At 71.8% G+C, this 23010-nt stretch carries 18 protein-coding genes and 1 pseudogene; 10 read left to right on the forward strand and 9 right to left on the reverse strand.

Annotated elements, in window-relative coordinates; translation table 11 throughout:
- A partial coding sequence (locus E1269_RS30010) for an SGNH hydrolase domain-containing protein (protein WP_275264657.1) occupies positions 1 to 813 on the forward strand: 813 nt, incomplete at its 5' end.
- 7 nt (positions 814 to 820) lie between these two features.
- Here the strand turns inward: E1269_RS30010 and E1269_RS30015 are convergent.
- Positions 821 to 2776: a penicillin-binding transpeptidase domain-containing protein gene (locus E1269_RS30015; protein ID WP_203434217.1), complete on the reverse strand. Its 1956-nt coding sequence runs from the start codon at positions 2774 to 2776 to the stop codon at positions 821 to 823.
- 302 nt (positions 2777 to 3078) lie between these two features.
- Here E1269_RS30015 and E1269_RS30020 point away from each other — a divergent pair, with 302 nt between their 5' ends.
- Positions 3079 to 3597, forward strand: a complete 519-nt coding sequence (locus tag E1269_RS30020; RefSeq protein WP_203434218.1) for a CGNR zinc finger domain-containing protein — start codon at positions 3079 to 3081, stop codon at positions 3595 to 3597.
- Here E1269_RS30020 and E1269_RS30025 read toward each other — a convergent pair whose 3' ends face one another.
- Both E1269_RS30025 and valS read right to left on the reverse strand, forming a co-directional pair.
- Complete coding sequence (locus tag E1269_RS30025; RefSeq protein WP_131901598.1) at positions 3598 to 5724, reverse strand: heavy metal translocating P-type ATPase; 2127 nt, start codon at positions 5722 to 5724, stop codon at positions 3598 to 3600.
- Positions 5725 to 5809: 85 nt separating this feature from the next.
- The gene (gene valS, locus E1269_RS30030; protein ID WP_131901600.1) at positions 5810 to 8383 is read right to left on the reverse strand and encodes a valine--tRNA ligase; all 2574 of its coding nucleotides are present in this window, start codon (positions 8381 to 8383) and stop codon (positions 5810 to 5812) included.
- Between the two features lie 387 nt (positions 8384 to 8770).
- Between valS and E1269_RS30035 the strand changes: the two genes are divergently transcribed.
- From E1269_RS30035 to ngg, 3 genes are all read left to right on the forward strand, one after another.
- A complete protein-coding gene (locus E1269_RS30035; RefSeq protein WP_131901602.1) occupies positions 8771 to 10132 on the forward strand; it encodes a trypsin-like serine protease in 1362 nt (453 codons plus the stop codon).
- A 424-nt stretch (positions 10133 to 10556) separates the two neighbouring features.
- Complete coding sequence (locus E1269_RS30040; protein ID WP_131901604.1) at positions 10557 to 12356, forward strand: N-acetylglutaminylglutamine amidotransferase; 1800 nt, start codon at positions 10557 to 10559, stop codon at positions 12354 to 12356.
- A gap of 134 nt (positions 12357 to 12490) precedes the next feature.
- The gene (gene ngg / locus E1269_RS30045; RefSeq protein WP_420810693.1) at positions 12491 to 14230 is read left to right on the forward strand and encodes an N-acetylglutaminylglutamine synthetase; all 1740 of its coding nucleotides are present in this window, start codon (positions 12491 to 12493) and stop codon (positions 14228 to 14230) included.
- 23 nt (positions 14231 to 14253) lie between these two features.
- On the opposite strand, the gene E1269_RS30050 is transcribed toward ngg, so the two are convergent.
- Complete coding sequence (locus E1269_RS30050; RefSeq protein WP_131901606.1) at positions 14254 to 14823, reverse strand: dihydrofolate reductase family protein; 570 nt, start codon at positions 14821 to 14823, stop codon at positions 14254 to 14256.
- 131 nt (positions 14824 to 14954) lie between these two features.
- On the opposite strand from E1269_RS30050, the gene E1269_RS30055 reads away from it, so the two are divergent.
- Positions 14955 to 16106, forward strand: a complete 1152-nt coding sequence (locus E1269_RS30055; RefSeq protein ID WP_203434219.1) for an osmoprotectant NAGGN system M42 family peptidase — start codon at positions 14955 to 14957, stop codon at positions 16104 to 16106.
- A gap of 71 nt (positions 16107 to 16177) precedes the next feature.
- On the opposite strand, the gene E1269_RS30060 is transcribed toward E1269_RS30055, so the two are convergent.
- Positions 16178 to 16861, reverse strand: coding sequence for a lysophospholipid acyltransferase family protein (locus tag E1269_RS30060; protein ID WP_203434220.1), 684 nt, complete (start codon positions 16859 to 16861; stop codon positions 16178 to 16180).
- 150 nt (positions 16862 to 17011) lie between these two features.
- Between E1269_RS30060 and E1269_RS30065 the strand changes: the two genes are divergently transcribed.
- Positions 17012 to 17791, forward strand: a complete 780-nt coding sequence (locus E1269_RS30065) for an alpha/beta hydrolase (protein ID WP_131901612.1) — start codon at positions 17012 to 17014, stop codon at positions 17789 to 17791.
- Positions 17788 to 18294 (forward strand): hypothetical protein, encoded by a 507-nt coding sequence (locus E1269_RS30070; protein WP_131901614.1) that lies wholly within the window; start codon positions 17788 to 17790, stop codon positions 18292 to 18294. The genes E1269_RS30065 and E1269_RS30070 overlap by 4 nt, the downstream gene beginning before the upstream one ends.
- On the opposite strand, the gene E1269_RS30075 is transcribed toward E1269_RS30070, so the two are convergent.
- The 4 genes from E1269_RS30075 to E1269_RS30090 form a co-directional block, all read right to left on the reverse strand.
- Positions 18291 to 18977 carry an endonuclease/exonuclease/phosphatase family protein gene (locus E1269_RS30075; protein ID WP_131901616.1) on the reverse strand — a complete coding sequence of 229 codons (687 nt, stop codon included), beginning with the start codon at positions 18975 to 18977 and terminating at the stop codon, positions 18291 to 18293. The genes E1269_RS30070 and E1269_RS30075 overlap by 4 nt on opposite strands.
- Entirely contained in the window at positions 18974 to 19909 is a 936-nt protein-coding gene (locus tag E1269_RS30080; protein WP_131901618.1) for an ROK family glucokinase, read from the reverse strand. Before E1269_RS30080 ends, E1269_RS30075 begins: the two co-directional genes overlap by 4 nt.
- Positions 19906 to 20394, reverse strand: coding sequence for an SRPBCC family protein (locus tag E1269_RS30085; RefSeq protein WP_131901620.1), 489 nt, complete (start codon positions 20392 to 20394; stop codon positions 19906 to 19908). The genes E1269_RS30080 and E1269_RS30085 overlap by 4 nt, the downstream gene beginning before the upstream one ends.
- Positions 20395 to 20461: 67 nt before the next feature.
- On the reverse strand, positions 20462 to 20845 hold the full coding sequence (locus tag E1269_RS30090) for a polyketide cyclase / dehydrase and lipid transport (protein WP_131901622.1): 384 nt from the start codon (positions 20843 to 20845) through the stop codon (positions 20462 to 20464).
- Positions 20846 to 20976: 131 nt separating this feature from the next.
- Between E1269_RS30090 and qcrB the strand changes: the two genes are divergently transcribed.
- Entirely contained in the window at positions 20977 to 22605 is a 1629-nt protein-coding gene (gene qcrB / locus E1269_RS30095; RefSeq protein ID WP_131901624.1) for a cytochrome bc1 complex cytochrome b subunit, read from the forward strand.
- A 101-nt stretch (positions 22606 to 22706) separates the two neighbouring features.
- A pseudogene (locus tag E1269_RS30100) lies at positions 22707 to 23010 on the forward strand (hypothetical protein); the annotation flags it as partial.

The following is a 23010-nucleotide window of genomic DNA, read 5'->3' on the forward strand; positions in this document are numbered from 1 at the left end:
GTCGACACCGTCACCGCCATGACCCCCGACCCGGTCAACGTCCCCAACGACACCCCGGACATCTATCCCGACGGCTGCCAGCAGAACGCCCAGGACGCCGACCTGGTGTCGTGCGCCTACGGTGACGTGCACTCCGACCGCGTCGTCGCGCTCGTCGGCGACTCACACGCCGCCCAGTGGCAGCCCGCCCTCGACGAGGTCGCCACCCGCAACGGCTGGCGCGTCGAGACCTACACGAAGTCGTCGTGCGGGCTCTTCGACGTGGAGATCACGACGGCGGAGGGCACGCCCTACACGTCGTGCACGGAGTGGAACACCGCCCTGCTCGAACGCCTCACCGGGACGGACCGCCCCGACCTCGTCGTCACCTCGAACAGCAACTCCTACCGCGTCGCGGTGGACGGCGAGGAGCTCGGCGACGACGAGAGCAGCCTGCGTCTCGCCGACGGGATGAGCCAGAGCTGGCGGGCCGTCCTCGACGCCGGCGCCCAGCTCGCCGTCGTGCGCAACACCCCGTGGCTGGGCATCGATCCCGCCGAATGCATCTCGCAGCACACCGACCAGCTCACCGAGTGTGCGGAGCCCACGGACGAGGCGATGGAGCGCTCAGGCGACGCCCAGCTGGTCGCCGCCGACCGCCTCGGCGGCCTGGAGCTGATCGACCTCAACGCGGCCATCTGCCCCAGCGACGCGTGTCCGGCGGTCATCGGCAACGTGGCGGTGTGGCGCGACGAGCATCACCTCACCGCCACCTACGCCCGCACGCTGGCGCCGCGGCTGGCCGAGCAGCTCGCGCCGTTCCTGTCGGCCTAGCTCGGCCTCACCCCTGGCCGCGCAGGAACTCCTCCAGCAGCGGGCCGGCCGTGCGCGACCCGGACTCGCCGTCCTCGACGAACACCGCGACAGCGAGGTCGCCCTGGAACGCCACCATCCAGGCGTGCGTGCGCGGCGGCTGCTCGGTGCCGTACTCGGCGGTGCCGGTCTTGGCGCCGACGGGGTCACCGGGGACATCGCCCAGGAAGTCGCCGCTGCCCTCCTCGACGACGGCGAGCATGAGGTCGTGCAGCGCCTGCGCCTCCTCGGCGGTCAGGGTGGCCTCCGGCGCGGCCGCGGCGGCGCCGTCGACGAGCATCGGGGTGACCGTGCGACCGGCGGCCACCGACGCGGCCATCGTCGCCATCGCCAGCGGCGACGCCAGCACCTCGCCCTGGCCGATCATCGACGCGGCGTGCGCGGTACCGTCCGCCTCCGCCGGCACCGCGCCGAGGAAGGCCGGCGCGCCCGGGTCGTGCTCGACGCCGATGCCGAGCGACGCGGCCGCCTGGGCCAGCGCGGCCTGGTCGACCGTGGCGTTCTGGTTGATCAGCGCGGTGTTGCAGGAGTTCGCGATGGCCGAGCGCAGGGTGATCTCGCCGATCGCACCCGACGGGTAATCGCTGTAGTTCTCGAAGTCGCGGCCGTCGACCGTCGCCGTCGGCGTGCACTCCACCGTCGACTCCGCGGTGAGCCCGGCGCGCAGCAGCGCCAGCGAGGTCGCGATCTTGAACGTGGAGCCGGGTGCGTACTGACCCAGCGTCGCGGTCGAGTACCCCTCCCCGCCCGGCCCACTGGCCGCGGCCAGCACCGCACCCGTCGACGGCTGGACCGCGACGACGGCGCTGGCCGGCCCGACGTCGGCGAGCACGGCCTCGGCACGTGCCTGCAGCTCGACGTCGAGCGTGGTGGTGACCGGCGTACCGGCCACCGGCTCCAGCTCGTGGAGGATTTGGGCGTCGCCCTCGGCCGGGGTCAGTTCGACCGTGAGCCCCGGCGTACCGGCCAGCTGGGCGTCGTACTGCTGCTGCAACCCGGAGAGGCCTACGACGTCGCCGGCGACCACGCGGCCGGCGGACTCCTCGACGATCTCCGCGGTGGCCTCACCGACGGTGCCGAGGATCGGCCGCGCGAACTCGCGGGTGGGCGCGAGCGCCAGGGTGTCGCTGAGCGCGACGGCGCCCTCGATCTCCTCGATGCCGGCCAGCAGCGACGCCGCGTCGGCCTCGCGCAGGGTGATGGCCTCGACGAAGGCCCGCTCGCCGGCCTCCTGGACCCGGCCGGCGAACGCCGCTGGATCGACGCCCACCAGCTCGGCCAGCGCGCTGGCCGAGCTGGGCGCCACGGCGGCGTCGACGCGGGTCTTGTCGATGCCGACCCGGTAGACCGGCCGCTCGGTGACGATGACCTCGCCGCCGGCGCCCAGGATGTCCGCGCGCTCGGCCTGCTCGCGGCGCAGCGCGAGCGACGCGCCGTCGGCCAGCTGCGGATGCAGGACGGTCGGCGCCCACTCGACCTCCCAGCCGGCGTCGGTGTCGGCGGCGACGAGCGTGGCCGTGGTCTGGTAGGTCCAGTCCGAGCTGGTCCCGTCGGTACTCGTGCCGGTCGCCGACGGCGTGCCGGTGGGCGACGCGGCCGCGCCGGCGGAACCGTCCAGGTCCCACGCGACGTCGAGGGTGACCTGGCGGCGGTCCTCGTCGTCGGTCTCCTCGATGCCGGCGACCTCGACGGTGCGCGCCACCTCTCCCATGCCGGCGGTCATCTCCTCCACCGCGGTCGCGGCCTCCTCGGGTGTCGTGCCGGTCAGCGGCACGTCCGCGAAGTCGCCGTTGGCCAGCCCTTCGGCCAGCGACTGCGCGACCGGTGTGGCGTCTGGCGTCGAACTGCACCCGGCCACGCCCATCATCAGCGCGCACCCGACAGTCGCCGCGACCGACCGCCGCAGCATGTCCTTGCTGGTCATCGAACCCCGTTTCCGCTGATCATGTGATGTCGGCACGTCGACCGGCTCACCCGATCCGGTCCACGACGAGCCTAGCCAGCTCGGCGTGGACCTCATGGTCCCAGGTCACGTCCCGCTGACCTCGCGACGGTTACGCGGAGCGCACGATCAGCCAACCGCCGCACCGGCAGCGCACGTAGCCGACGAACCCGCTGCCCGTACGGTGCCACGACGTGACCGGGCCGGGTGCGGCGGTGGTCCCGCACCGGACGCAAGGGCGAACCACTTCCCATCTCATGTCTCCACCGTGCTGTAATGGCATTGTGCACTTCAACCATTACAGCGACGAGGGCGCTCTGCTGGCCGCGGCGCTGGTCGATCGACGGCTGACCTCCCCGGCCGACGTCGCCCGGCTCGCCGCCGAGCACGACGTGCTGCTCGAGCGGACGCCGACGCCGTCCGACGTCGCCGGGTTGATCGAGTGGCAGGCCGCACTCACCGAGGTCGTCGACGCAGCGACGGACGCGGCCCGGGTCGCCGCGCTGAACCGCCTGCTCGCGCGCGGCACGTCACACCCGAGCATCAGCACGCACGACGGCACCCGGCCGCACGTGCACTTTCGGCCCGACGGGGTGTCGGTGACACGGCAGCTCGCGGCGATCACCGCGTTCGGGCTTGCCTGGTTCCTCACCCAGCGCGGCCTGCACCGCTTCGCCCGCTGCGCCGCCGGCGACTGCACGAGCACGTTCGCCGACGTCACCCGCAACGGCCGGCAGCGCTACTGCTCGACGCGGTGCGCCAACCGGTCCGCCGTCCGCCGCCACCGCGCCAGGCTCGCGTGATCAGCGGGCGATGCGGTCGGGGCGCAGGTCCAGGCGGCGCAGCACCTGGGCGTTCAGCGCCACGATCACCGTCGACGCGGTCATCGCCACCGCGGCTGCCGCCGGCGGGAGCACGAACCCGATCGGCGCGAGCACCCCGGCCGCCAGCGGCACCGACAGCAGGTTGTACGCCGTCGCCCACACCAGGTTCTGCACCATCTTCTGGTAGCTGGCCTGCGACAGCCGACGCGCGGAGACCACCCCGCGCGGGTCGTCGGAGGCCAGGACCACCCCGGCGGACTCGACCGCGACGTCCGTACCGGCCCCGATGGCCAGGCCGACGTCGGCCCGGGCCAGCGCGGGCGCGTCGTTGACACCGTCGCCGACCATGGCCACCCGCAGCCCGCGCTCCTGCAGCGAGGTCACAACGGCGTCCTTGTCGGCCGGCAGCACCTCGGCGAACACCTCGTCGATGCCGAGCTCCGCGGCGACCGCCTCCGCGACGTTGCGGGCGTCGCCGGTGATCATCACGACGTGGATGCCCTCGGCGTGCAGCGCGTCGACGGCCCGGCCCGACTCCGCGCGGACCTCGTCGGCCAACGACAGCGCACCGATCACCGCGCCGTCGCGCAGCACGTAGAGGACCGTCGAACCGGCCTTCGACCACTCGTCCACCGGCATGGCGATCTCCGACGGCGACTCCAGCCCCAGCTCGCGCAGCAGGCCGGGCCCGCCGACGGCGACGTCGGCACCGTCGACGACGGCACGCACGCCCTTGCCGGTGAGCGACCGGAACTCCGACGCGGCCGGGACCCGGCCGCGCTCGGCAGCGGCCGCGACGATCGCCGTCGCCAACGGGTGCTCGGAGTCGCGCTCGGCCGCCGCGGCCAGCGCCAACAACTCGTCGTCGCCGGCCGGCGGCACCGGCGCCACCCCGGCCACCGCCGGGCGGCCCTTCGTCAGCGTGCCGGTCTTGTCGAACAGCACCGCGTCGACCAGCCGCATCCGCTCCAGCGCCAGGCGGTCCTTGACCAGGATGCCGGCCCTCGCCGACATCGCCGTCGAGATCGCGATCACCAGCGGAATGGCCAGGCCAAGTGCATGGGGGCAGGCGATCACGAGCACCGTGACCGTGCGCTCCACGGCCGCCGACGCCTCACCGAGCGCCACCCAGACGGCGAACGTCAGGGCGCCGACACCCAGCGCGAACCAGAACAGGTAGGCCGCGGCACGGTCGGCCAGCGCCTGCGCCCGTGAGCTGGACGCCTGCGCGTCAGCCACCAGCCGCTGGATGCCGGCCAGCGCGGTGTCCTCGCCCACCGCCGTCACCCGGACGCGGACCGCGGTGTCGGTCGCGACGGTCCCGGCCACCACGCGGTCGCCAGGGCCGCGGGCCACCGTCTTCGATTCGCCGGTGACGGTGGACTCGTCGACCTCCGCGGTCCCCTCGACGACGACGCCGTCGGCTGGCACCCGCCCACCGGAGCGCACGAGAACGACGTCGTCGACGGCCAGCTCGACCAGCGGAACCTCCTCGACCGCCCCGTCGGAGTCAACCCGCTCAGCGGTGTCCGGGAGCAGCTCGGCCAGCGCCTGCAGCGCGCCGGAGGCCTGCCCGAGTGCCCGCATCTCCAGCCAGTGCCCGAGCAACATGACCACGATCAGCAGCGCGAGCTCCCACCAGAAGTCGAGGTCGAGCTCGCCGATCTCCAGTGTGGTGAGCCCGCTGGCGACGAACGCCACCGTGATGGCCAGCGCGATCAGCGTCATCATGCCGGGCTGGCGGTCGCGCAGCTCCGCGACGGCGCCGGTGAGGAACGGCCAGCCGCCGTAGACGAACAGCACCGTGCCGAGGACCGGCGGGATCCAGGTGCCCCAGCCGGGCACCTCGTAGCCGAGCAGGTCGGCGAACATGGTGCTGAAGCCGACCACCGGGATCGCCAGGACCAAGCTCACCCAGAACTTGTCCCGGAACATGGTGCCGTCGCCGTGGCCGGCGTGCTTGTCGTGATGCCCGGCGTGACCCCCGTGCGCGGCCGGCGCCGGGGGGCCGCCGGGTGGCCCGGCCGCGTGACCGCCGTGGTGCTCGCGGGCCGTCACCTGCTCGGCCTCGGCGCCGTACCCGTGTTCGGTGTCGTGCCGTTCCATGGTCGCTCACCTCTCGTCGGCTCAGACCACGCAACCACCATACCCCCTAGGGGTATTCCCCAGAACGAAGCTCTCCACCGGCGGCTCAAGCGAGCCTGGCCTCGAAGGCCTCGGCGAGGTCGTCGGGCTCCAGGTCGACGACGGTGATCCGGCCGGCCGCGCGGACGTCGTCGAGCACCGCCAGCACCGCCTCGACGTCGGCGAGGCGGCAGCGCAGCACCGCGTGCGGCACCTCGGTGCGCAGCGACAGCCCAGCCTCGGTCTTGGCCCGCCGCACCGCCCCGATGACCGCCGACGCCGTCGCGAACAGCGCTGCGTCACCCGCCGGCGCGGCCGCGGCGCCCACGCCGTCGTCGTCGCCGGGCCACGGAGCCAGGTGCACCGACCCGGTCCGCCACCACGACCACACCTCCTCGGCCACGAACGGCAGGAACGGCGCGAACAGCCGCAGCTGCACCGACAGCGCCCGTCGCAGCGCCGCCCGCGCGGACGCCGCCCCATCGGCCGCGTCACCCCCGCCGTATGCCCGGTTCTTCACCAGCTCGACATAGTCGTCGCAGAAGTCCCAGAAGAACCGTTCGGTCGCCTCCAGCGCGCGGGAGTGGTCGTAGCCGTCGAGGGCCTCGGTGGCCGCGCGCACGATGCGCTCCAGCGCGGCCAGCATGGCGAGGTCCAGGGCAGCGGTGACCTCGGCACCGTCGTCGACCGGCCCCAGCCCGAGGACGAACTTGCTGACGTTGAGGAGCTTCATGGCCAGCCGCCGGCCGATCTTCATCTGCCCGACGTCGAACGCGGTGTCGGCGCCGAGCCGGCCGCTCGCGGCCCAGTAGCGGACGCCGTCGGAACCGTACTGCTTCAGCAGGCCCATGGGCGTGACCACGTTGCCGACGGACTTGGACATCTTCTTGCGGTCCGGGTCGAGGATCCAGCCGGCGATAGCCGCGTGCCGCCACGGCAGCACCCCGTCCTCCAGGTGGGCGCGGACGATGCTGGCGAACAGCCAGGTGCGGATGATCTCGTGCGCCTGGGGGCGCAGGTCCATCGGATAGACGCGGGCGAACAGGTCGTCGTCGCTTCCCCAGCCGCCGGCGATGCGCGGCGTCAGCGACGATGTCGCCCAGGTGTCCATGACGTCGGGGTCGCCGACGAACCCGCCCGGCTCGCCGCGCTGTGACGCGGTGAACCCCGGCGGCGCATCCGACGACGGGTCGACCGGCAGGTCCGTCTCGTCCGGCAGGATCGGCGCGTCGTACCGGGGCACACCCTCGGCATCCAGGGGATACCACACCGGGATGGGCACGCCGAAGTACCGCTGCCGACTGACGAGCCAGTCGCCGTTGAGCCCGCCTACCCAGTTCTCATAGCGCACCCGCATGTGCTCCGGGTGCCAGCGCAGCTCACGGCCGCGTTCCAGCAGGGCCTCCCGGAGCGCCTCGTCGCGGCCGCCGTTGCGGATGTACCACTGCCGGGTGGTGACGATCTCCAACGGCCGGTCGCCCTTCTCGTAGAACTTGACCGGGTGCACGACGGGTCGCGGCTCGCTCAGCAGCTCACCGGACTCGCGCAGCAGCTCGACCACGCGCGTGCGCGCGCCGTGCACCGTCGCCCCCGCCAGCGCCTCGTACGCCGACCGCCCCGACGGCGCCGCCAGCCAGCCCGGCACGTCGCGGACGAACCGGCCGTCGCGCCCGACGACCGGCCGTGTGGGCAGTGCCAGCTCGCGCCACCAGATGACATCGGTGGTGTCGCCGAACGTGCAGATCATGGCGGCGCCGGTGCCCTTCGACGGGTCCGCGAGCCGGTGCGCCACGACCGGGACCTCGACGCCGAACAGCGGCGTGCTGACGGTCGAGCCGACCAGCGCGGCGTACCGCTCGTCGTCGGGGTGCACGACGACGGCGACGCAGGCGGGCAGCAGCTCCGGCCGCGTCGTCGCGACGACGACCGGCTCGCGCGCACCGTCCAGGCGAGCGAACGCGAGGTCGTGGTAGGCGCCGGAGCGGTCGCGGTCCTCCAGCTCGGCCTGTGCGACCGCGGTGCGGAACGTGACGTCCCACAGCGTCGGTGCCTCGGCGTGGTACGCCTCGCCGCGGGTGAGATTGCGCAGGAACGCCCGCTGCGACACGCGCCGGGCGGCGTCGTCGACGGTCTGGTAGCTGTGCGACCAGTCCACCGACAGCCCCAGGTGCCGCCACAGGTCCTCGAAGGCCTTCTCGTCCTCGCCGGTGAGCTCGCCGCACAGCTCGATGAAGTTGCGCCGCGAGACCGGCAGCTGCTCCTTGCCCGGCGCGGCCGGGGGCCGGAACTCCGGGTCGTACGGCAGCGACGGGTCGCAGCGCACGCCGAAGTGGTTCTGCACCCGACGCTCGGTGGGCAGGCCGTTGTCGTCCCACCCCATCGGGTAGAAGACGGCCTTGCCTCGCATCCGCTGGTACCGGGCGACGACGTCGGTCTGGGTGTAGGAGAACACGTGACCCACGTGCAGTGCGCCGCTCACCGTCGGCGGCGGGGTGTCGATGGAGTACACGTCGGCACGCGGGCGGGTCCGGTCGAAGCGGAAGACGCCGTCACGCTCCCAGCGCCGCGCCCATACCTCCGCCAGGCCGTCGACGGTCGGCTTGGCGGGGATCGCGGGCGTCCACTGAGCGGTGTCTGTCACCCCGCCGAGCCTATCTGCGCCGGGACGCCCGGCTCATCGGTTTTCTTTTGAGGACACATCGCCGCGACACGCCCGAGAACGGCATGATCCATGACATCCTTCCTCTGCCTGGGCGGATCGAATCCATTGACCGCCCAGCTCGGCCAATCCACGCTGACCTGCACAGATATAGTCCCGCAGGCGGGCGGACGGGCACTGCGGGCAGCTGATCGACAGGAGTACCTCAAGGGGTCGAGCAGCTTTAGACGCAGTTCCCGTCCCGTTGGTTCCGGCCAGTTGATGTCTCGTGTACGATCCTCAGCATTTCGGGCCCCTCTCGAAGTCACGGTCCCGTGACGGACGGGGGTCCGGACTTATGACGCATACATGATGTGAAATGGAGACAGTGTGACCACCTTCCTCCGCAGGCGTGCCCGCGTTGCGGGTGCGCTGCTTGCGGCCATGGTGACCGGTGCCACGGTGATCAGCACCGCCGGCACCGCAGCCGCCGCCGAAGAGGTGCCTGAGCAGGCTCTCATCACGCAGAGTTCCCCCGGTGACTTCGAGACCCGCATCGTCGGCGGCACCGAGGTCGACGAGGGCGACTACCCGTTCATCGCCTTCCTCACCATCGACACCCCCGAGGGCACCTTCGCGTGCGGCGGGTCTCTTTACGCCGAGGACCTGGTCCTGACCGCGGCGCACTGCGTCAACGGCACGGGCCCGGACACCAGCATCACCGCGCACTTCGGGTCGGTCGACCTGAACAGCCCGGACATCGTCACGTACCAGTCCGAGTTCGTCTACTCGGCCAACATCAGCGGCATCCCGAACGACTGGGCGCTGGTCCGGCTGAGCGAGCCGGTCGAGGGCATCGACCCGCTGCCGGTCGTCACCGACGACTCCCTCGACGAGGGCACCTTCACCGTCGCCGGCTGGGGCGCCACCTCCGAGGGCGGCGAGTCCAGCGACGTGCTGCTCGAGGTCGAGGTGCCGTTCATTGACGACGCCACCTGCGCCACGAACTACGGCGACTCGCTGACCGCGGACGTCGAGATCTGCGCCGGTGACTTCGAAGAGGGCGGCATCGACTCTTGCCAGGGCGACTCCGGTGGCCCGCTGTTCCGCGAGGACGACAACGGCGAGCTGGTCCAGGTCGGCGTCGTCAGCTGGGGCGAGGGCTGCGCGCAGGCTGGCTTCCCCGGCATCTACACCCAGCTGAGCGCGTTCTCGGACAACATCGCGGCCGTGGCCGCGGGTGAGAACACCCCGGCCGAGCCGCAGGACATCGCGGTCGAGACCACCATCGACACCCCGGTCGAGATCGCTCTGGTCGCCGAGGACGCCGAGGGCGACGACCTCACCTTCAAGGTGAGCGAGGCCACCAACGGCACCCTGACGACCGAGGACCCGGAGACGCTGGCCACCGTCATCTACACCCCGGCCGAGGGCTTCGAGGGCGAGGACACCTTCCAGTACCTGGCCAACGACGGCAACACCGACTCCCCGGTCGCCACGGTCACCGTGACGGTCGAGGGCGAGGCGGAGCCGACCGAGACGCCGACGCCGACCCCGACCCCCACGGAGGAGCCGACCGAGGAGCCGACGGAGGAGCCCACCGACGACCCGGGTGACGACGACGGCGACGAGGAGCTGCCCGACACCGGTTCGAGCACCACGACCGGCGCCACGCTGGCCCTGCTGCTCGTGGCCGGTGGCGCTGGCCTGGCTTTCGCCGCTCGCCGGCGCAGCGCGGGTTCCACCCTCTGAGGTGACCACCCGCGGCTGACGGCCGCAGTGAAGTAGTTCCACCCTTCGGCGGTGGCGCACGACGTGACGTGCGCCACCGCCGAAGCCGTTCGCACCCTGTGCGATGAGCCCGAAATGATCACGTTCAGCACGAGATTCCGTGCTTCACCATGATTGCGAGCATGGTGTGACACGAGATCTCGTGCTGAACGTGATCATTCGGGTTCGCCACGCAATTCCCTTGCTGCACCATGCTTGCCGGCCTGGATGGCCGTTGCCCCGACCTGACGAGGCGTGGCGTCGGGTCGCCGTGCGGGCCGCGCGCCGTTGGCCAGCTGGGAACCATCCGCGGTGGGCGCGGAACTCCAGCAACGGCGACCGCCGGTCCATCAGGTGATACGGACCATCTCCGTACCGCAGGTCGCGCCGTGTAGGCTCGAAACGTATGTGTGGTCTCTCCGGCGAATTCAGGTTCGACAACCGTCCCGCCGACCTCGCAGCGGTGGGCCTCATGTGCGACGCCATGGTCGCCCGGGGACCGGACGACTCAGGCGCTTACGCGCACGGCTCGCTCGCGCTGGGTCACCGGCGGCTGTCGATCATCGACCTCTCCCCGCACGGCCACCAGCCGATGGTCGATGCCGAGCTCGGGCTCACCGTCGCCTTCAACGGCTGCATCTACAACTACCGCGAGCTGCGTGAGCAGCTGGCCGGCCACGGTTACCGCTTCTTCTCCACCTCTGACACCGAGGTGATCGCGAAGGCGTACCACCGGTGGGGCGAGGACTTCGTCGACCACCTGATCGGCATGTTCGCCGTCGCCGTCCACGAGCGCGACAGCGGCCGGCTGGTGCTGGCGCGGGACCGGCTCGGCATCAAGCCCCTCTACCTGGCCCAGACGCCGGACCGGCTGCGGTTCGCCAGCTCGCTTCCCGCCCTGCTCAAGGGCGGTGACGTCGACACCAGCATCGACCCGGTCGCGCTGCACCACTATCTGTCCTGGCACGCCGTCGTCCCCGCGCCGCACACCATCCTGGCCGGCGTGCGCAAGCTGGCGCCGGCCACGGTCCGCGTCGTGGAGCCCGACGGCACCAGCCGCGAGCGGGTGTTCTGGGACCCGCCCTTCGTCCGCGACCCAGCGAAGGCCGGCTGGTCCGCCACCGACTGGGAGGACGCCGTCCTCGAGGCGCTACGGGTCGCCGTGCGCCGCCGGCTCGTCGCCGACGTCCCGGTGGGTGTGCTGCTCTCCGGCGGCCTGGACTCCAGCCTCGTCGTCGGCCTGCTCGCCGAGGAGGGACAGCACGGCCTCAACACGTTCAGCATCGGGTTCGAGGCCGTCGGCGGCGAGGAGGGCGACGAGTTCAAGTACTCCGACATCATCGCGCGCGAGTTCGACACCGAGCACCACCAGATCCGCATCGGCGCCGACCTCATGCTTCCCGCGCTGCAGGACGCGGTCGCCGCGATGAGCGAGCCGATGGTCAGCCACGACGCCGTCGGGTTCTTCCTGCTCAGCAAGGAGGTCAGCCGGCACGTCAAGGTCGTGCAGTCCGGGCAGGGCGCGGACGAGGTGTTCGCCGGCTACCACTGGTACCCGCCGCTGGCCGGCGCGGACCCGGCCGACGCCGTCGACACCTACGCCAAGGCCTTCTTCGACCGCGACCACGCCGGCATGGCCGAGGTGGTCGCCCCGAAGTACCTGCCGGGCCATCCGGCGAGCCTGGACTTCGTCCGCACGCACATGACCCGCGCCGGCGCGGAGACGGCCGTCGACGCCGCGCTGCGGCTGGACACCCAGATCATGCTCACCGACGACCCCGTCAAGCGCGTGGACAACATGACCATGGCGTGGGGCCTGGAGGCGCGGGTGCCGTTCCTCGACCACCAACTGGTCGAGCTGGCCGCGCAGTGCCCGCCGGAGCTGAAGCTCGCCCAGGACGGCAAGGGCGTGCTCAAGGAGGCCGGCCGACGGGTTATCCCGCACGGGGTCATCGACCGCCCGAAGGGCTACTTCCCGGTGCCGGCGCTCAAGTACCTGCGCGGCCGCTACCTGCAGCTCGTCGACGACGCCCTGCACTCCGCCGCGGCACGCGAGCGCGGCCTGTTCCGGCCGGAGTACGTCGACCGGCTGCGCGCCGATCCCAACGCCGAGCTGACGCCGCTGCGCGGCAACCGGCTGTGGCAGCTCGGGCTGCTGGAGCTGTGGCTGCAGACGCACCTGCCAAAAGAGGCCGTGACCCGGTGAGCGAAGGCGACCGCAAGCGCGCCGACCAGGTCGAGGACAACGACGACGACGATCTGCGGGTCCCGCCGCGCCGGACCGAACCCCGTCGCCAGCCAGAGGCGCGGCGCCGTGGCCAGCCCGCACCCGGCCAGTCGCTGTGGAGCCGACCCTGGAAGGAGGCACCGGAGCACTTCGTCCGGGACATGAAGCGGGGCGTCGCGCTGGACTGTGGCTGGGGCCGGCTGGTGTTCGCGCAGACCTTCGACGACCCGCACGACATCATCGCGCTGCTCGGCGCGGAGCAAGCGGGCCGGCGCGACATCGCCATGTACGTCGCCGACCCGCACGTGCTGGTGTCGCACGCCCCGGGCGAGCTGTTCATCGACCCGTCGCTCACCTTCCGGCTGGAGCTGCACCGGTACCGGCCGCGCCGCAACGTGGTGCCGGGCGTGTTCGTGCGGAAGATGAGCGAGCTCGCCGACGCCGACGAGATCAACCGGCTCTACGCCGCGCACGGCATGGTCACCGGCGACACCGAGTTGATGTGGGCCAACCAGCGCACGCCGACGTTCACCTACCTGGTCGCGCAGGACGAGCGCACCGGGCGGATCGTCGGCGCGGTCACCGGGATCGACCACGCCGTCGCGTTCGACGATCCCGACAACGGCGCCAGCCTGTGGAGTCTCGCCGTCGACCCGCAGTGCACCATTCCCGGGGTCGGTGAGGCGCTGGTGCGGGTTCTGGCCGAGCGCTACATCGGCCGCGGCCGCGACCACCTGGACCTCTCGGTGCTCCACGACAACGACCCGGCCATCCGGCTGTACACCAAGCTGGGCTTCCGCCGGGTGCCGGTGTTCGCGGTGAAGCGCAAGAACCCCATCAACGAGCCGCTCTTCGTGGCCGGTCCACAGGAGTCCGCCGAGCTCAACCCGTACGCCCGCATCATCGCCGACGAGGCACGCAGGCGCGGCATCCAGGTCGAGACCATCGACGTCGAGAGCGGCGAGCTGCGGCTGACCCACGGCGGCCGGCGCATCGTCACCCGCGAGTCGCTGTCGGAGCTGACGACCGCCGTCGCCATGAGCCGCTGCGACGACAAGCTGGCCACCCGGCGCATCTTCCAGCGTGCCGGGCTCAACGTCGCCCGCGGCCGGCTGGCCGGCGACCCCGCCGCCGACGAGGCCTTCCTCGCCGAGGTCGGCGAGGTCGTCGTCAAGCCGGTCCGCGGCGAGCAGGGCCGTGGCATCACCGTCGGCGTCACCGATCCCGACGGGCTGGCTCACGCCATCGCGCACGCGTCGACGTTCTGCCCCGACGTGCTCGTCGAGGAGTGCGCGACCGGCGACGACCTGCGCATCGTCGTCATCGGGCACGAGGTGGTCGCCGCCGCCGTCCGCCGCCCGGCGACGGTGTACGGCACCGGGGAGCACACGGTCGCCCAGCTCATCGAGGCGCACAGCCGCCGTCGTTCCGCGGCGACCGGCGGGGAGTCGCAGGTGCCGATGGACGAGACCACGATCGAGACGGTGCGCGCCGCCGGGTACTCCCTCGACGACGTCCTGCCCGACGGGGTGGCGCTGCGGGTCCGCCGCACGGCCAACCTGCACACCGGCGGCACCATCCACGACGTCACCGCCGAGCTCCATCCGGCTCTCGCCCGGGCCGCCGTCACCGCCAGCAAGGCCATCGACATCCCGGTGACCGGCCTCGACATGATCGTCACCAACCCGGCGGAGAGCGACTACGTCCTCATCGAGGCCAACGAGCGCCCCGGCCTGGCCAACCACGAGCCCCAGCCCACCGCCGCCCGTTTCGTCGACCTCCTCTTCCCGGCCACGCGCACCCCGCCGCGGGCCTGGAACCCGGCGCCGCCCAGCTCGTCCGGGACACCCTAGGTCTCCGCGGCTCGGGTCCGGCCCTAGGCGCGGACGTAGTGGACGAACACCACGCCGTCCTCGAAGACCTGGGCGTCCTTCACCCGCAGGTGCCGCGGCCGGAAGCCACCGGCGAACAGCGGCCGTCCGGAGCCGATGCTCACCGGGTAGATCTTCACGGCCAGCTCGTCGATCTCGTCGTGCAGGGCGCCGGCGAGCTGCCCGCCACCGCACAGCCAGATCCGCGCGCCGCCCTCCTGCTTGAGCTCGCGGACCCGGGCGGCCGGGTCGGTGCCGACGATCTCGACGCCGGGGTCTGGGCTCTCGGCGAGGGTGCGTGAGAACACCAGGTGCCGCAGGTGCGGGTACGCGTTGGCGACGCCCTCGTCGAGGCCGAGCTGGTAGGCGACGCGGCCCTCCAGCACGGTGTCGATGGTCTGGTTCGGCGGGTCGATCCCGAGCATCGAGCGGAAGTGCACCGGGATGGTCTCCGGGTACTGCTCGGTGATGGCCCGCATGTGGTCGCCCTCGGCGGAGAAGAAGTCGTACTGGCCGTCCGGCCCGGCGATGAAGCCGTCGACCGTCGAGGCCACGTAGTAGACGAGCGATCGCATCGATTCCTCCTGACGTCCACGAGCCGAACAACTACAGATGTTGTACTGTTTCTGTAGTTGTTGTCAACTCGCTTCGCGGACCATCCCCGCGCCCGCCCCGGCGGCCGTGCGAGGCTGGGATCATGAGGTCCGTGGCCATCGACGACGAGTACCTGCGCGACGTTCTGCTCGAGCTGCTGCGCACCCCGAGCCCGTCCGGGCGCACCGACGCCGTCATGCAGATCATCGGCGACCACCTGCAGGAGCTGGGCGTGCCGATCCGGCTGACCCGCCGCGGCGTGCTGCGCGCCACCCTGACCGGCCAGGCCGCCGACACCAGCCGCGCCGTCGTCGTCCACGCCGACACCATCGGCTGCATGGTCAAGCGGTTGAAGGAGAACGGCCGGGTCGAGGTGGTCCCGATCGGCACCCACAGCGCCCGGTTCGCCGAGGGCGCCCACGTGACGTTGTTCACCGACGACCTCACCCGCATCCACACCGGCACAGTGCTGCCGCTGATGTCCAGCGGGCACAACTTCGGCGACGCCGTCGACACCCAGGGCGTGGGCTGGCACCAGGTCGAGATCCGGCTGGACGAACCGGTCGAGACCCGGCAGGACCTCATCGACCTGGGCGTGTCCATCGGCGACTTCGTCGCGCTCGACGCCGCGCCGCAGATCACGCCCAACGGCTACGTGAAGTCACGCCACCTCGACGACAAGGCCGGCCTGGCCGCCTGCCTGGCCGCCGTCAAGGCGCTGGTCGACGACGGCGGCAGCCTCCCGGTCACCGCCCATCTGCTGGTGACCATCGGCGAGGAGGTCGGCATCGGCGCCACCCACGGCCTCGACGACGACGTGGCCGAGCTGGTCGCCGTCGACAACGGCGTGGTCAGCGAGGGGCAGGCCTCACGCGAGGACACCGTCAACATCGGCATGCTCGACTCCACCGGGCCATTCGACTACCACCTCACCCGGCGGCTCATCGCGCTGTGTGAGAAGAACGACCTGCCGTTCCGGCGCGACGTCTACCGCTTCTACCGGTCCGACGCCGCGCCCGCGGTCGAGTCCGGGCTGGAGTGCCGGACCGCGCTCATCGGGTTCGGCGTCGACTCCAGCCACGGGCACGAACGCACCCACCTCGACAGCATCAGGTACACCGCCCAGCTGCTGGCGGCGTACCTGTCCAGTCCGCTGACGTTCAGCGAATGGGACGACCAGCCGACCGGCGCGCTGGAGGACTTCCCCAGCCACAGCGTCCAGCCCGCCGAGCCGGAGCCCGAGCGCTACCCCGGCCGCCACTGAGTGCGCCCGCGGTCAAACCCACCCCTCTCGGAAATGATCACGTTCAGCACGAGATCTCGTGCTGAACGTGATCATTCGGAGGGTTGCGGGGGGTTGTCGAGCTTGGCCTTGACGCTGGAGGCGTAGACATCGACGTACTCCTGTCCGGACAGCTCCATCAGGGCGTACATGATCTCGTCGGTGACCGAGCGGAGCACGTGGCGGTCGTTCTCCATGCCGGCGTACCGGCTGAAGTCCAACGGCGCGCCGAAGCGGATGCCCGGCCGCATCACCTTCGGGATGACGCGCCCGGCCGGCTGCATCTCGGCCGTACCGATCATGGCGACCGGGACGACCGGGACGCCGGCCTCCAGGGCCATCCGGGCCACGCCGGTCTTGCCGCGGTAGAGCCGCCCGTCCGGGGAGCGGGTGCCCTCGGGGTAGATACCGAGCAGCTCGCCCTGCCTGAGGATGCGGGTGGCGGTCAACAGCGCCTGCTCGCTCGCGCGGCCGCCCGTGCGGTCGACCGGCACCTGGCCGGTCCCGCCGAAGAAGAGGCGCTTGAACCACCCCTTGATGCCGCGTTCGGTGAAATAGTCGCTCTTGGCGAGGAAGCTGATCTTGCGGTCGAGCACCAATGGCAAGAAGAAGGAGTCGACGACGGTGAGATGGTTGCCGGCGAGGATGGCGCCGCCGCGCGGCGGAACGTTCTCGACTCCTTCGGCCCACGGCCGATAGATCAACCTCAGGATGGGCCCGAGGATGACACTCTTCATCAGCCAATAGAACACGTCGGAACACTACCTCCAAAGTGGGTCGTGAGATGCGAACACGGTGCCCTCGCCCGCGTGGACGGATCGGGCACATGCGACGATGCTGCTTCCAGGGCGACCATGACGGTCGGGGCGACGACGGGAGGGGACGCGATGCTCTCTGAGGGGGAGGCGATCCAAGCGACGGAGCCGTTCCGGCACGACGGCGGCCCCGTCGGCGTGCTGCTGTGCCATGGGTTCACCGGCTCGCCGGCCTCGCTTCGCCCCTGGGCCGAGCATCTCGCGGCGCTGGGCTACAGCGTCGAGCTGCCCCGCCTGCCCGGCCACGGGACCGCCTGGCAGGACCTCAACGTCACCGGGTGGCCCGACTGGTACCGCAAGGTCGAACGCGCCTTGCTCGACCTGGCCGAGCGCTGCCCGCAGGTCGTCGTCGCCGGACTGTCCATGGGCGGCTGCCTGGCGATGCGCCTGGCGCAGGAGCACGGCCCGCTGGTTCAGGGTCTCGTGCTGGTCAACCCGGTCGTGACCAGCGCGAACAAGCGGCTGCTGGCGTTGCCGCTGTTGCGGTTGCTGCGCCGGTCGGTGGCCGGCATCTCCGGCGACATCGCTCTGCCCGGCCAGGACGAGCGGGCCTACGACCGCACGCCGCTGCAGGCGTTGTACTCGCAGACGAAGATGTGGCAGCTGGTCCGGCGCGACCTCGCCATGATCACCCAGCCGGTCCTGGTCTACCGCAGCGTCCACGACCACGTCGTCGACGCCACCAGCGCGCCCGTCATCCTCTCCGGTGTCTCCTCCACCGATGTCACCGAGGTCATGCTGCAGCGCAGCTACCACGTCGCCACCCTCGACTACGACGCACCGGTCATCTTCGAGGGGTCCGCGGCGTTCGTCGAACGAGTCACGAAGAGGAACCGGGGCCTTATCCCATGAGCCGTGACGACGACAAGACGTGGGCCGAGCTGGTCGACACCTTCCACTCCTCCCCCGCGCCCGACGGCGACCAGCCGTGGCCGGCCGCGGAGGAGGTGGGGCCCGACGACGACCGCGACGACCTCACGTCCGACGACGTCCCGGCCGACGGCTTCCGCGACGCATCTGTGACGCTCGGCCCGCTCGGTCCCGGCCCGGGGCGGGAGCAGACCCGCGACGAAGCGGTCGACGTCGGCGACGACGCGGTCGGCACCGAGGCGAGCGACCACTTCGTCCCGCCGACCCCGGCGCCGATCCCGCGCGGCGACGGCGTCTCGCGGCTGGCCTGGGCGGCGGTCATCGCGCCACCGATCGCGCTGATCATCGTCGCGATCATGTCGTGGCGGCCCTCGGACGAGATCGTGCTGTTCGCGGTGCTGGCGTTCATCACCGGCTTCGTGACGCTGATCGCGCGGATGCGCGGGCACCACCCCAACGACCCCGACGACGGCGCGGTGCTCTAGGCGAGGGTCAGGTCGGCGACGACGGGACGATGGTCGCTGGCCCGCCGCACCTGCTCGGTGTCGGCTACCCGGCACGAGCAAACCTCCACCGCGCCGCGGACGAAGACGCCGTCGATACGCCGCCGCGGGCTGGCCACCGGGAACGTCGGTGTGCTGACGGCGGCGCCGGCGTCGGCGTAGTGCGAGGCCAGCCGGGTCCACGTCGGCGCGCTCGGCTCCTCGTTGACGTCGCCGCCGACGACCATGATGGCCGCCCCCAGCCGGTTGATCAGACCCGTGATGTCGGTCAGGTGCCGGGCCCGCTCGCCGGCATCCAAGCCGAGGTGGATCGACGCCGCCCCGAACGGCACGCCGTCCTTGACCAGCCGGGCCAGCACCACGCCGCGCCGGGTCAGCCCGGGCGTGGCGCGCAGCCGGTGCTCCCGCACCTCGCGGACGTCCACCCGGATCGACGTGAACAGCGCGGTGCCGCCCGTGGTGCCGCCGCCACCGGCGTAGAGCAGGTCGGCGCGGCGGGCCAACGCGGCGCACCGGCCGCGCCACAGCAGCAGCTTCGGGACCTCCTGCAACAGCACGACGTCGGCGTCCAGCTCGCGCAGCACTCCGGCCACGGCTGCGGCACCGGCACCGGCACGCAGCCCACGCACGTTGTACGAGACGACGCGCAGGCCCGCCGCTGTCACACGCGGGCGAGGTCGGCCGCGCCGATGACGCCGGCGTCGTTGCCGAGCGTCGCCAGCCGGACTTCCGGCTCCGGCCGGTGACCCGCACCGGTGATCTGCTTGCGCAGCGCCTCGTCGACCGGGCGCAGCAAGAGGTCACCGGCCTCGGAGACCCCGCCGCCGATGACGAACACCGCCGGGTCGAACAGGGCGACGAACGAGCCCATCGCCTCTCCGAGCCACCGGCCGACCTGTGCGATCAGCACGATGGCCAGTTCGTCGCCCTCGGCGGCCGCTTCGGTGACCAGCGGGCCGGTGATGCGCTGCGGGTCGCCGCCGGCCATCTCCAGCAGCCGCTCCGCCGAGGGCAGGCTGGCCGCCGCGCGCGCCTCGCGCACCAGTGCGGTGCCGCTGGCGTAGGCCTCGAGGCAGCCGTGGAGTCCGCAGCCGCACAGGTGCCCGTCCGGAACCACACGCATGTGCCCGACCTCGGCGGCCACGCCGTGCGCGCCGCGGTAGATCTGGCTGTCCAGGACCAGGCCGCCGCCGACACCGGTGCCGATGGTCAGCAGGATCATGTCGTCGACGTCCTCGGCCGCGCCGAAGCGGAACTCGCCCCAGGCCGCGGCGTTGGCGTCGTTCTCGACGACCGTGGGCAGCCCGGTCGCCGCGGCCACCTGGTCGCGGACCGGGACGTCGCGCCAGGCCAGGTTGGGCGCGAAGAGCACACGCGAGCGGGCGGAGTCGATGAACCCGGCCGACCCGACGCCGACGGCCTCGACCTCCTGCTTGGCGGCGAGCTCCCGGGTGACCTCGATGATCGTGTCGACGATCGCGGCGGGGTCCTGCGACGGCGTCTCGCGCCGGGCCCGCGCCCCGATGACGCCTTTCTCGTCGACGATCCCGGCCGCGATCTTCGTGCCGCCGACGTCGACCCCGATGGTCAGGCTCACTCGTCCACTCCGTCCTCGACCCGCTTCTTGAGTTCCTTCAACGCCGTGTCGATGATGACCTTTTCGGCCTTGCGCTTCATCAGCCCGAGCATGGGGATGGCCACGTCGACGGTCAGCTGGTAGGTCACCTCGGTGGTGCCGTCGGCGCCGGCACGCAGCGAGTAGGAGCCCGCCAGCTCCTTGATCAGCCCGCCCTCCACGAGGTTCCAGCGCACCTCGTCGTCGCCGTTCCACTCGTAGGACAGCGTGTAGCGGTCCTTGATCGGGCCGGCGTCGAGGACGAACTTCGCCGTGGCCGGCCGCCCAGAGGCCATCTCATCTCCGGCCTCACCGGAGGTGAGTGGTTCGGCCGGGTAAACAGTGAGCACCTCGACCTCGCGCACCGACGCCGTCCATTCCGGGTAGGCCTCGAGGTCGGCGATGACGGCCATGATGGCGGCCGGGCTCGCCGCGACGGCGATGCTCGACGTGGTCTGCGCTGCCATGACTGAAGTGTCCCATCTCCCGCGGCGGGCTCCGTGCGGGCGCACGGGGCTCCGGCTGCTGCGGAGACTACCGAGCCGCCGGCAGCCGCGGCGCGCCGGCCGGGCGGCCGTGCTCCAGCAGGTCCTTGAGCTCGTGCACCCGGGCCTTGTACTCGCGCGTGTAGCGGTGACGCAGCCGGCCGGGCGAGGCGACCGAGGTCGATGGCTCGGCGCGGAGGAACCAGTGCACGACGGCACCGTCGCGCCACCGCTCCAGCCAGATCTCCGCAGTCCCGGTCAGCTCCCCCGCCACCGTCCACCGCACGCCCTCCAGCCCGCGGTCCTGGGCGACGGCCAGCCGCAGCGCCGGCCACCACGCCCGCCACACCTGCGGGTCGCGGAAGTACGTGGCCAGCTCGGTGCGCGCCGCGACGACGAACGTGTCGTCCATGAGGTCGATCGACGGCGTCACGCGAGGCAGCCTACGGGTGCCGCCGGTCGGTGCCCGCACCGTTGCACGCGGGAGCGGCGTGACCAACGTCATGTCACACTCCGGCCCGATTTTCGGTCCTAGTTATAGGAGCGAGTTTCCGGGAGTGCGGCATGTCTGACCTGACCAACCACGGACCGATAGCCCGCGTCGCGAGCCTGGCCACGCGGCTGACCGACCTGGCGGAACGGCACGGCGGTGGCGTCCGCCGGCTGAGCCGGCGCCGGGTCGCCGTGCCGGCACGGTGGCCGGACCTGTTCGCCCCCCTGGCGATCTGCAGCTTCATCCTCGTGCTGGTGTCCGGGATCGTGCTCACGTTCTGGTTCCAGCCGTCGATGACACAGATCGTCTACGACGGCGACTACGTGCCGCTGCGAGGCGTGCGGATGTCCGAGGCGTACGCGTCCACTCTGGACATCTCGATGGAGGTCAAGGGCGGGCTGCTGGTCCGCCAGGTCCACCATTGGGCGTCGCTGGTGTTCATCGCCGCGCTGTCGGCGCAACTGCTGCGCGTCTTCCTCGCCGGCGCGTTCCGAGGGCCGAAACGGTTCGGCTGGCTGATCCTGCTCGCGCTGCTCGTGGTGAGCATCGCCGAGGCGTACCTCGGGCACTCGCTGCCCGACGACCTGCAGTCGGGCACCGGCCTGCGGGTCACCGAGGGCTATCTGCTGGCCACGCCGGTGATCGGCACCTGGCTGGCGTGGCTGGTGTTCGGCGGCGACTTCCCGGGTGAGGACATCATCGGGCGGCTGAACATCGTGCACGTGTACCTGCTGCCGGGCGTCATCGTCGCGCTGTTCGCCGTCCAGCTGGTGCTGCTGTACCGGCAACGTCCCAGGAGCACGTCGGCGTCGGCCGCGCCGGCACCGGCGGGTGTGCCGCTGTTCCCCTCCTACGCGGCGCGGATGGCCGGCCTGCTGCTGGTGGTCAGCGGTGTCATTGTCCTGATGGCTGTCACCCTCCAGGTCAACCCGGTCTGGCTCTGGGGCCCGTTCGACCCGGCCCAGGCGCCCGCTGGCAGCCGGCCGCCCTGGTACCTGGGGTTCCTCGACGGCGCGGTACGGCTGATGCCGCCGTGGGAGGTCGGCGTCTTGGGCTACGAGCTGACGCTGAGCGTGGTGGTTCCCGTCATGGTATTGCCCGGCGTGATGATGGCGACGCTGGCGCTCTACCCGTGGTTCGAGCAGTGGGCCACCGGCGACCGACGCGACCCCGCCGTGCTGGACCGGCCGCGCGACATGCCGGTGCGCACCGGGCTGGTCGCCGGGTTCGTGGCCTTCTACCTGCTGCTGTGGATTGCCGGCGGGAACGACGTCGTCGCCACCCTCCTGCACATCCCCCTGAACGGGCTCACCCGGGCTCTGCAGGTCGCCGTCGTCGTCGTGCCGCCGCTCGCCTTCTGGGCGGCGAAGCGCGTCTGCATCGGCCTGCAGCTGCGTGAGCGCGACGAGGTCGAGCACGGACACGCGACCGGCGTCGTCGTCGCCAGCCCCGAGGGCGGGTTCAGTGAGCTGCACCGGCCGCTCTCCGCACCGGAGGTGGCGCTCCGGACGCACCCGGAGTGGACACCGATCGGTCCGGGCGCCGCGATCGACGCGAACGGCGTGCCCAACCCGCGGTACCAGGCCGATCGGCGCCGCGCCCCGTTCTCCCGCTTCTACTTCGGCGACGTCGACCGCTCGCCGTTCGAGTCCGACGACCAGAGGCCGGTCGGGTCCGACGAGCCCACGCCGGTGGCGTAGGAAGGGGCTCGCTGCAACCGACCGGGCACCGGCTCCGTCCAAAGAGGTAGGAGCGTGGTTGACTCATCGCCGGAACCGCCCGTGCGTCGGAAGGTGTGCTCATGTCCCTGCCCCGCCTGGCCGCCGCCCTGCTCGCGGGTAGCCTGCTGCTGGCCGGCTGCGGCGACGCCGACGACCCCGACGCCGGTTCCGCCGCCGATTCGGCACCCGAGACCACGACGCCACCGGCCGACCCCGGCCCCGCACCGCGCATCGACGTCGTCGCCGACCTCGCGCCGGCCGACGCGGGCACCGTCGGCGCCGCCGTCAACGCCTTCGGGTTCGACCTGCTCGGCCAGCTCACCGACGGCGACGACAACACCGTCACCTCCCCGGTCTCCGTCGCCGCACTCCTGGCCATGGTGC

It is taken from the genome of Jiangella asiatica, from assembly GCF_004349065.1.
GTDB classification, from domain to species: domain Bacteria; phylum Actinomycetota; class Actinomycetes; order Jiangellales; family Jiangellaceae; genus Jiangella; species Jiangella asiatica.

Coding starts and splice junctions, on each gene's coding strand:
- E1269_RS30015 (WP_203434217.1), bottom strand. CDS start 2,776: ATGACCAGCAAGGACATGCTGCGGCGGTCGGTCGCGGCGACTGTCGGG.
- E1269_RS30025 (WP_131901598.1), bottom strand. CDS start 5,724: ATGGAACGGCACGACACCGAACACGGGTACGGCGCCGAGGCCGAGCAG.
- E1269_RS30040 (WP_131901604.1), top strand. CDS start 10,557: ATGTGTGGTCTCTCCGGCGAATTCAGGTTCGACAACCGTCCCGCCGAC.
- E1269_RS30050 (WP_131901606.1), bottom strand. CDS start 14,823: ATGCGATCGCTCGTCTACTACGTGGCCTCGACGGTCGACGGCTTCATC.
- E1269_RS30060 (WP_203434220.1), bottom strand. CDS start 16,861: ATGAAGAGTGTCATCCTCGGGCCCATCCTGAGGTTGATCTATCGGCCG.
- E1269_RS30065 (WP_131901612.1), top strand. CDS start 17,012: ATGCTCTCTGAGGGGGAGGCGATCCAAGCGACGGAGCCGTTCCGGCAC.
- E1269_RS30070 (WP_131901614.1), top strand. CDS start 17,788: ATGAGCCGTGACGACGACAAGACGTGGGCCGAGCTGGTCGACACCTTC.
- E1269_RS30085 (WP_131901620.1), bottom strand. CDS start 20,394: ATGGCAGCGCAGACCACGTCGAGCATCGCCGTCGCGGCGAGCCCGGCC.
- qcrB (WP_131901624.1), top strand. CDS start 20,977: ATGTCTGACCTGACCAACCACGGACCGATAGCCCGCGTCGCGAGCCTG.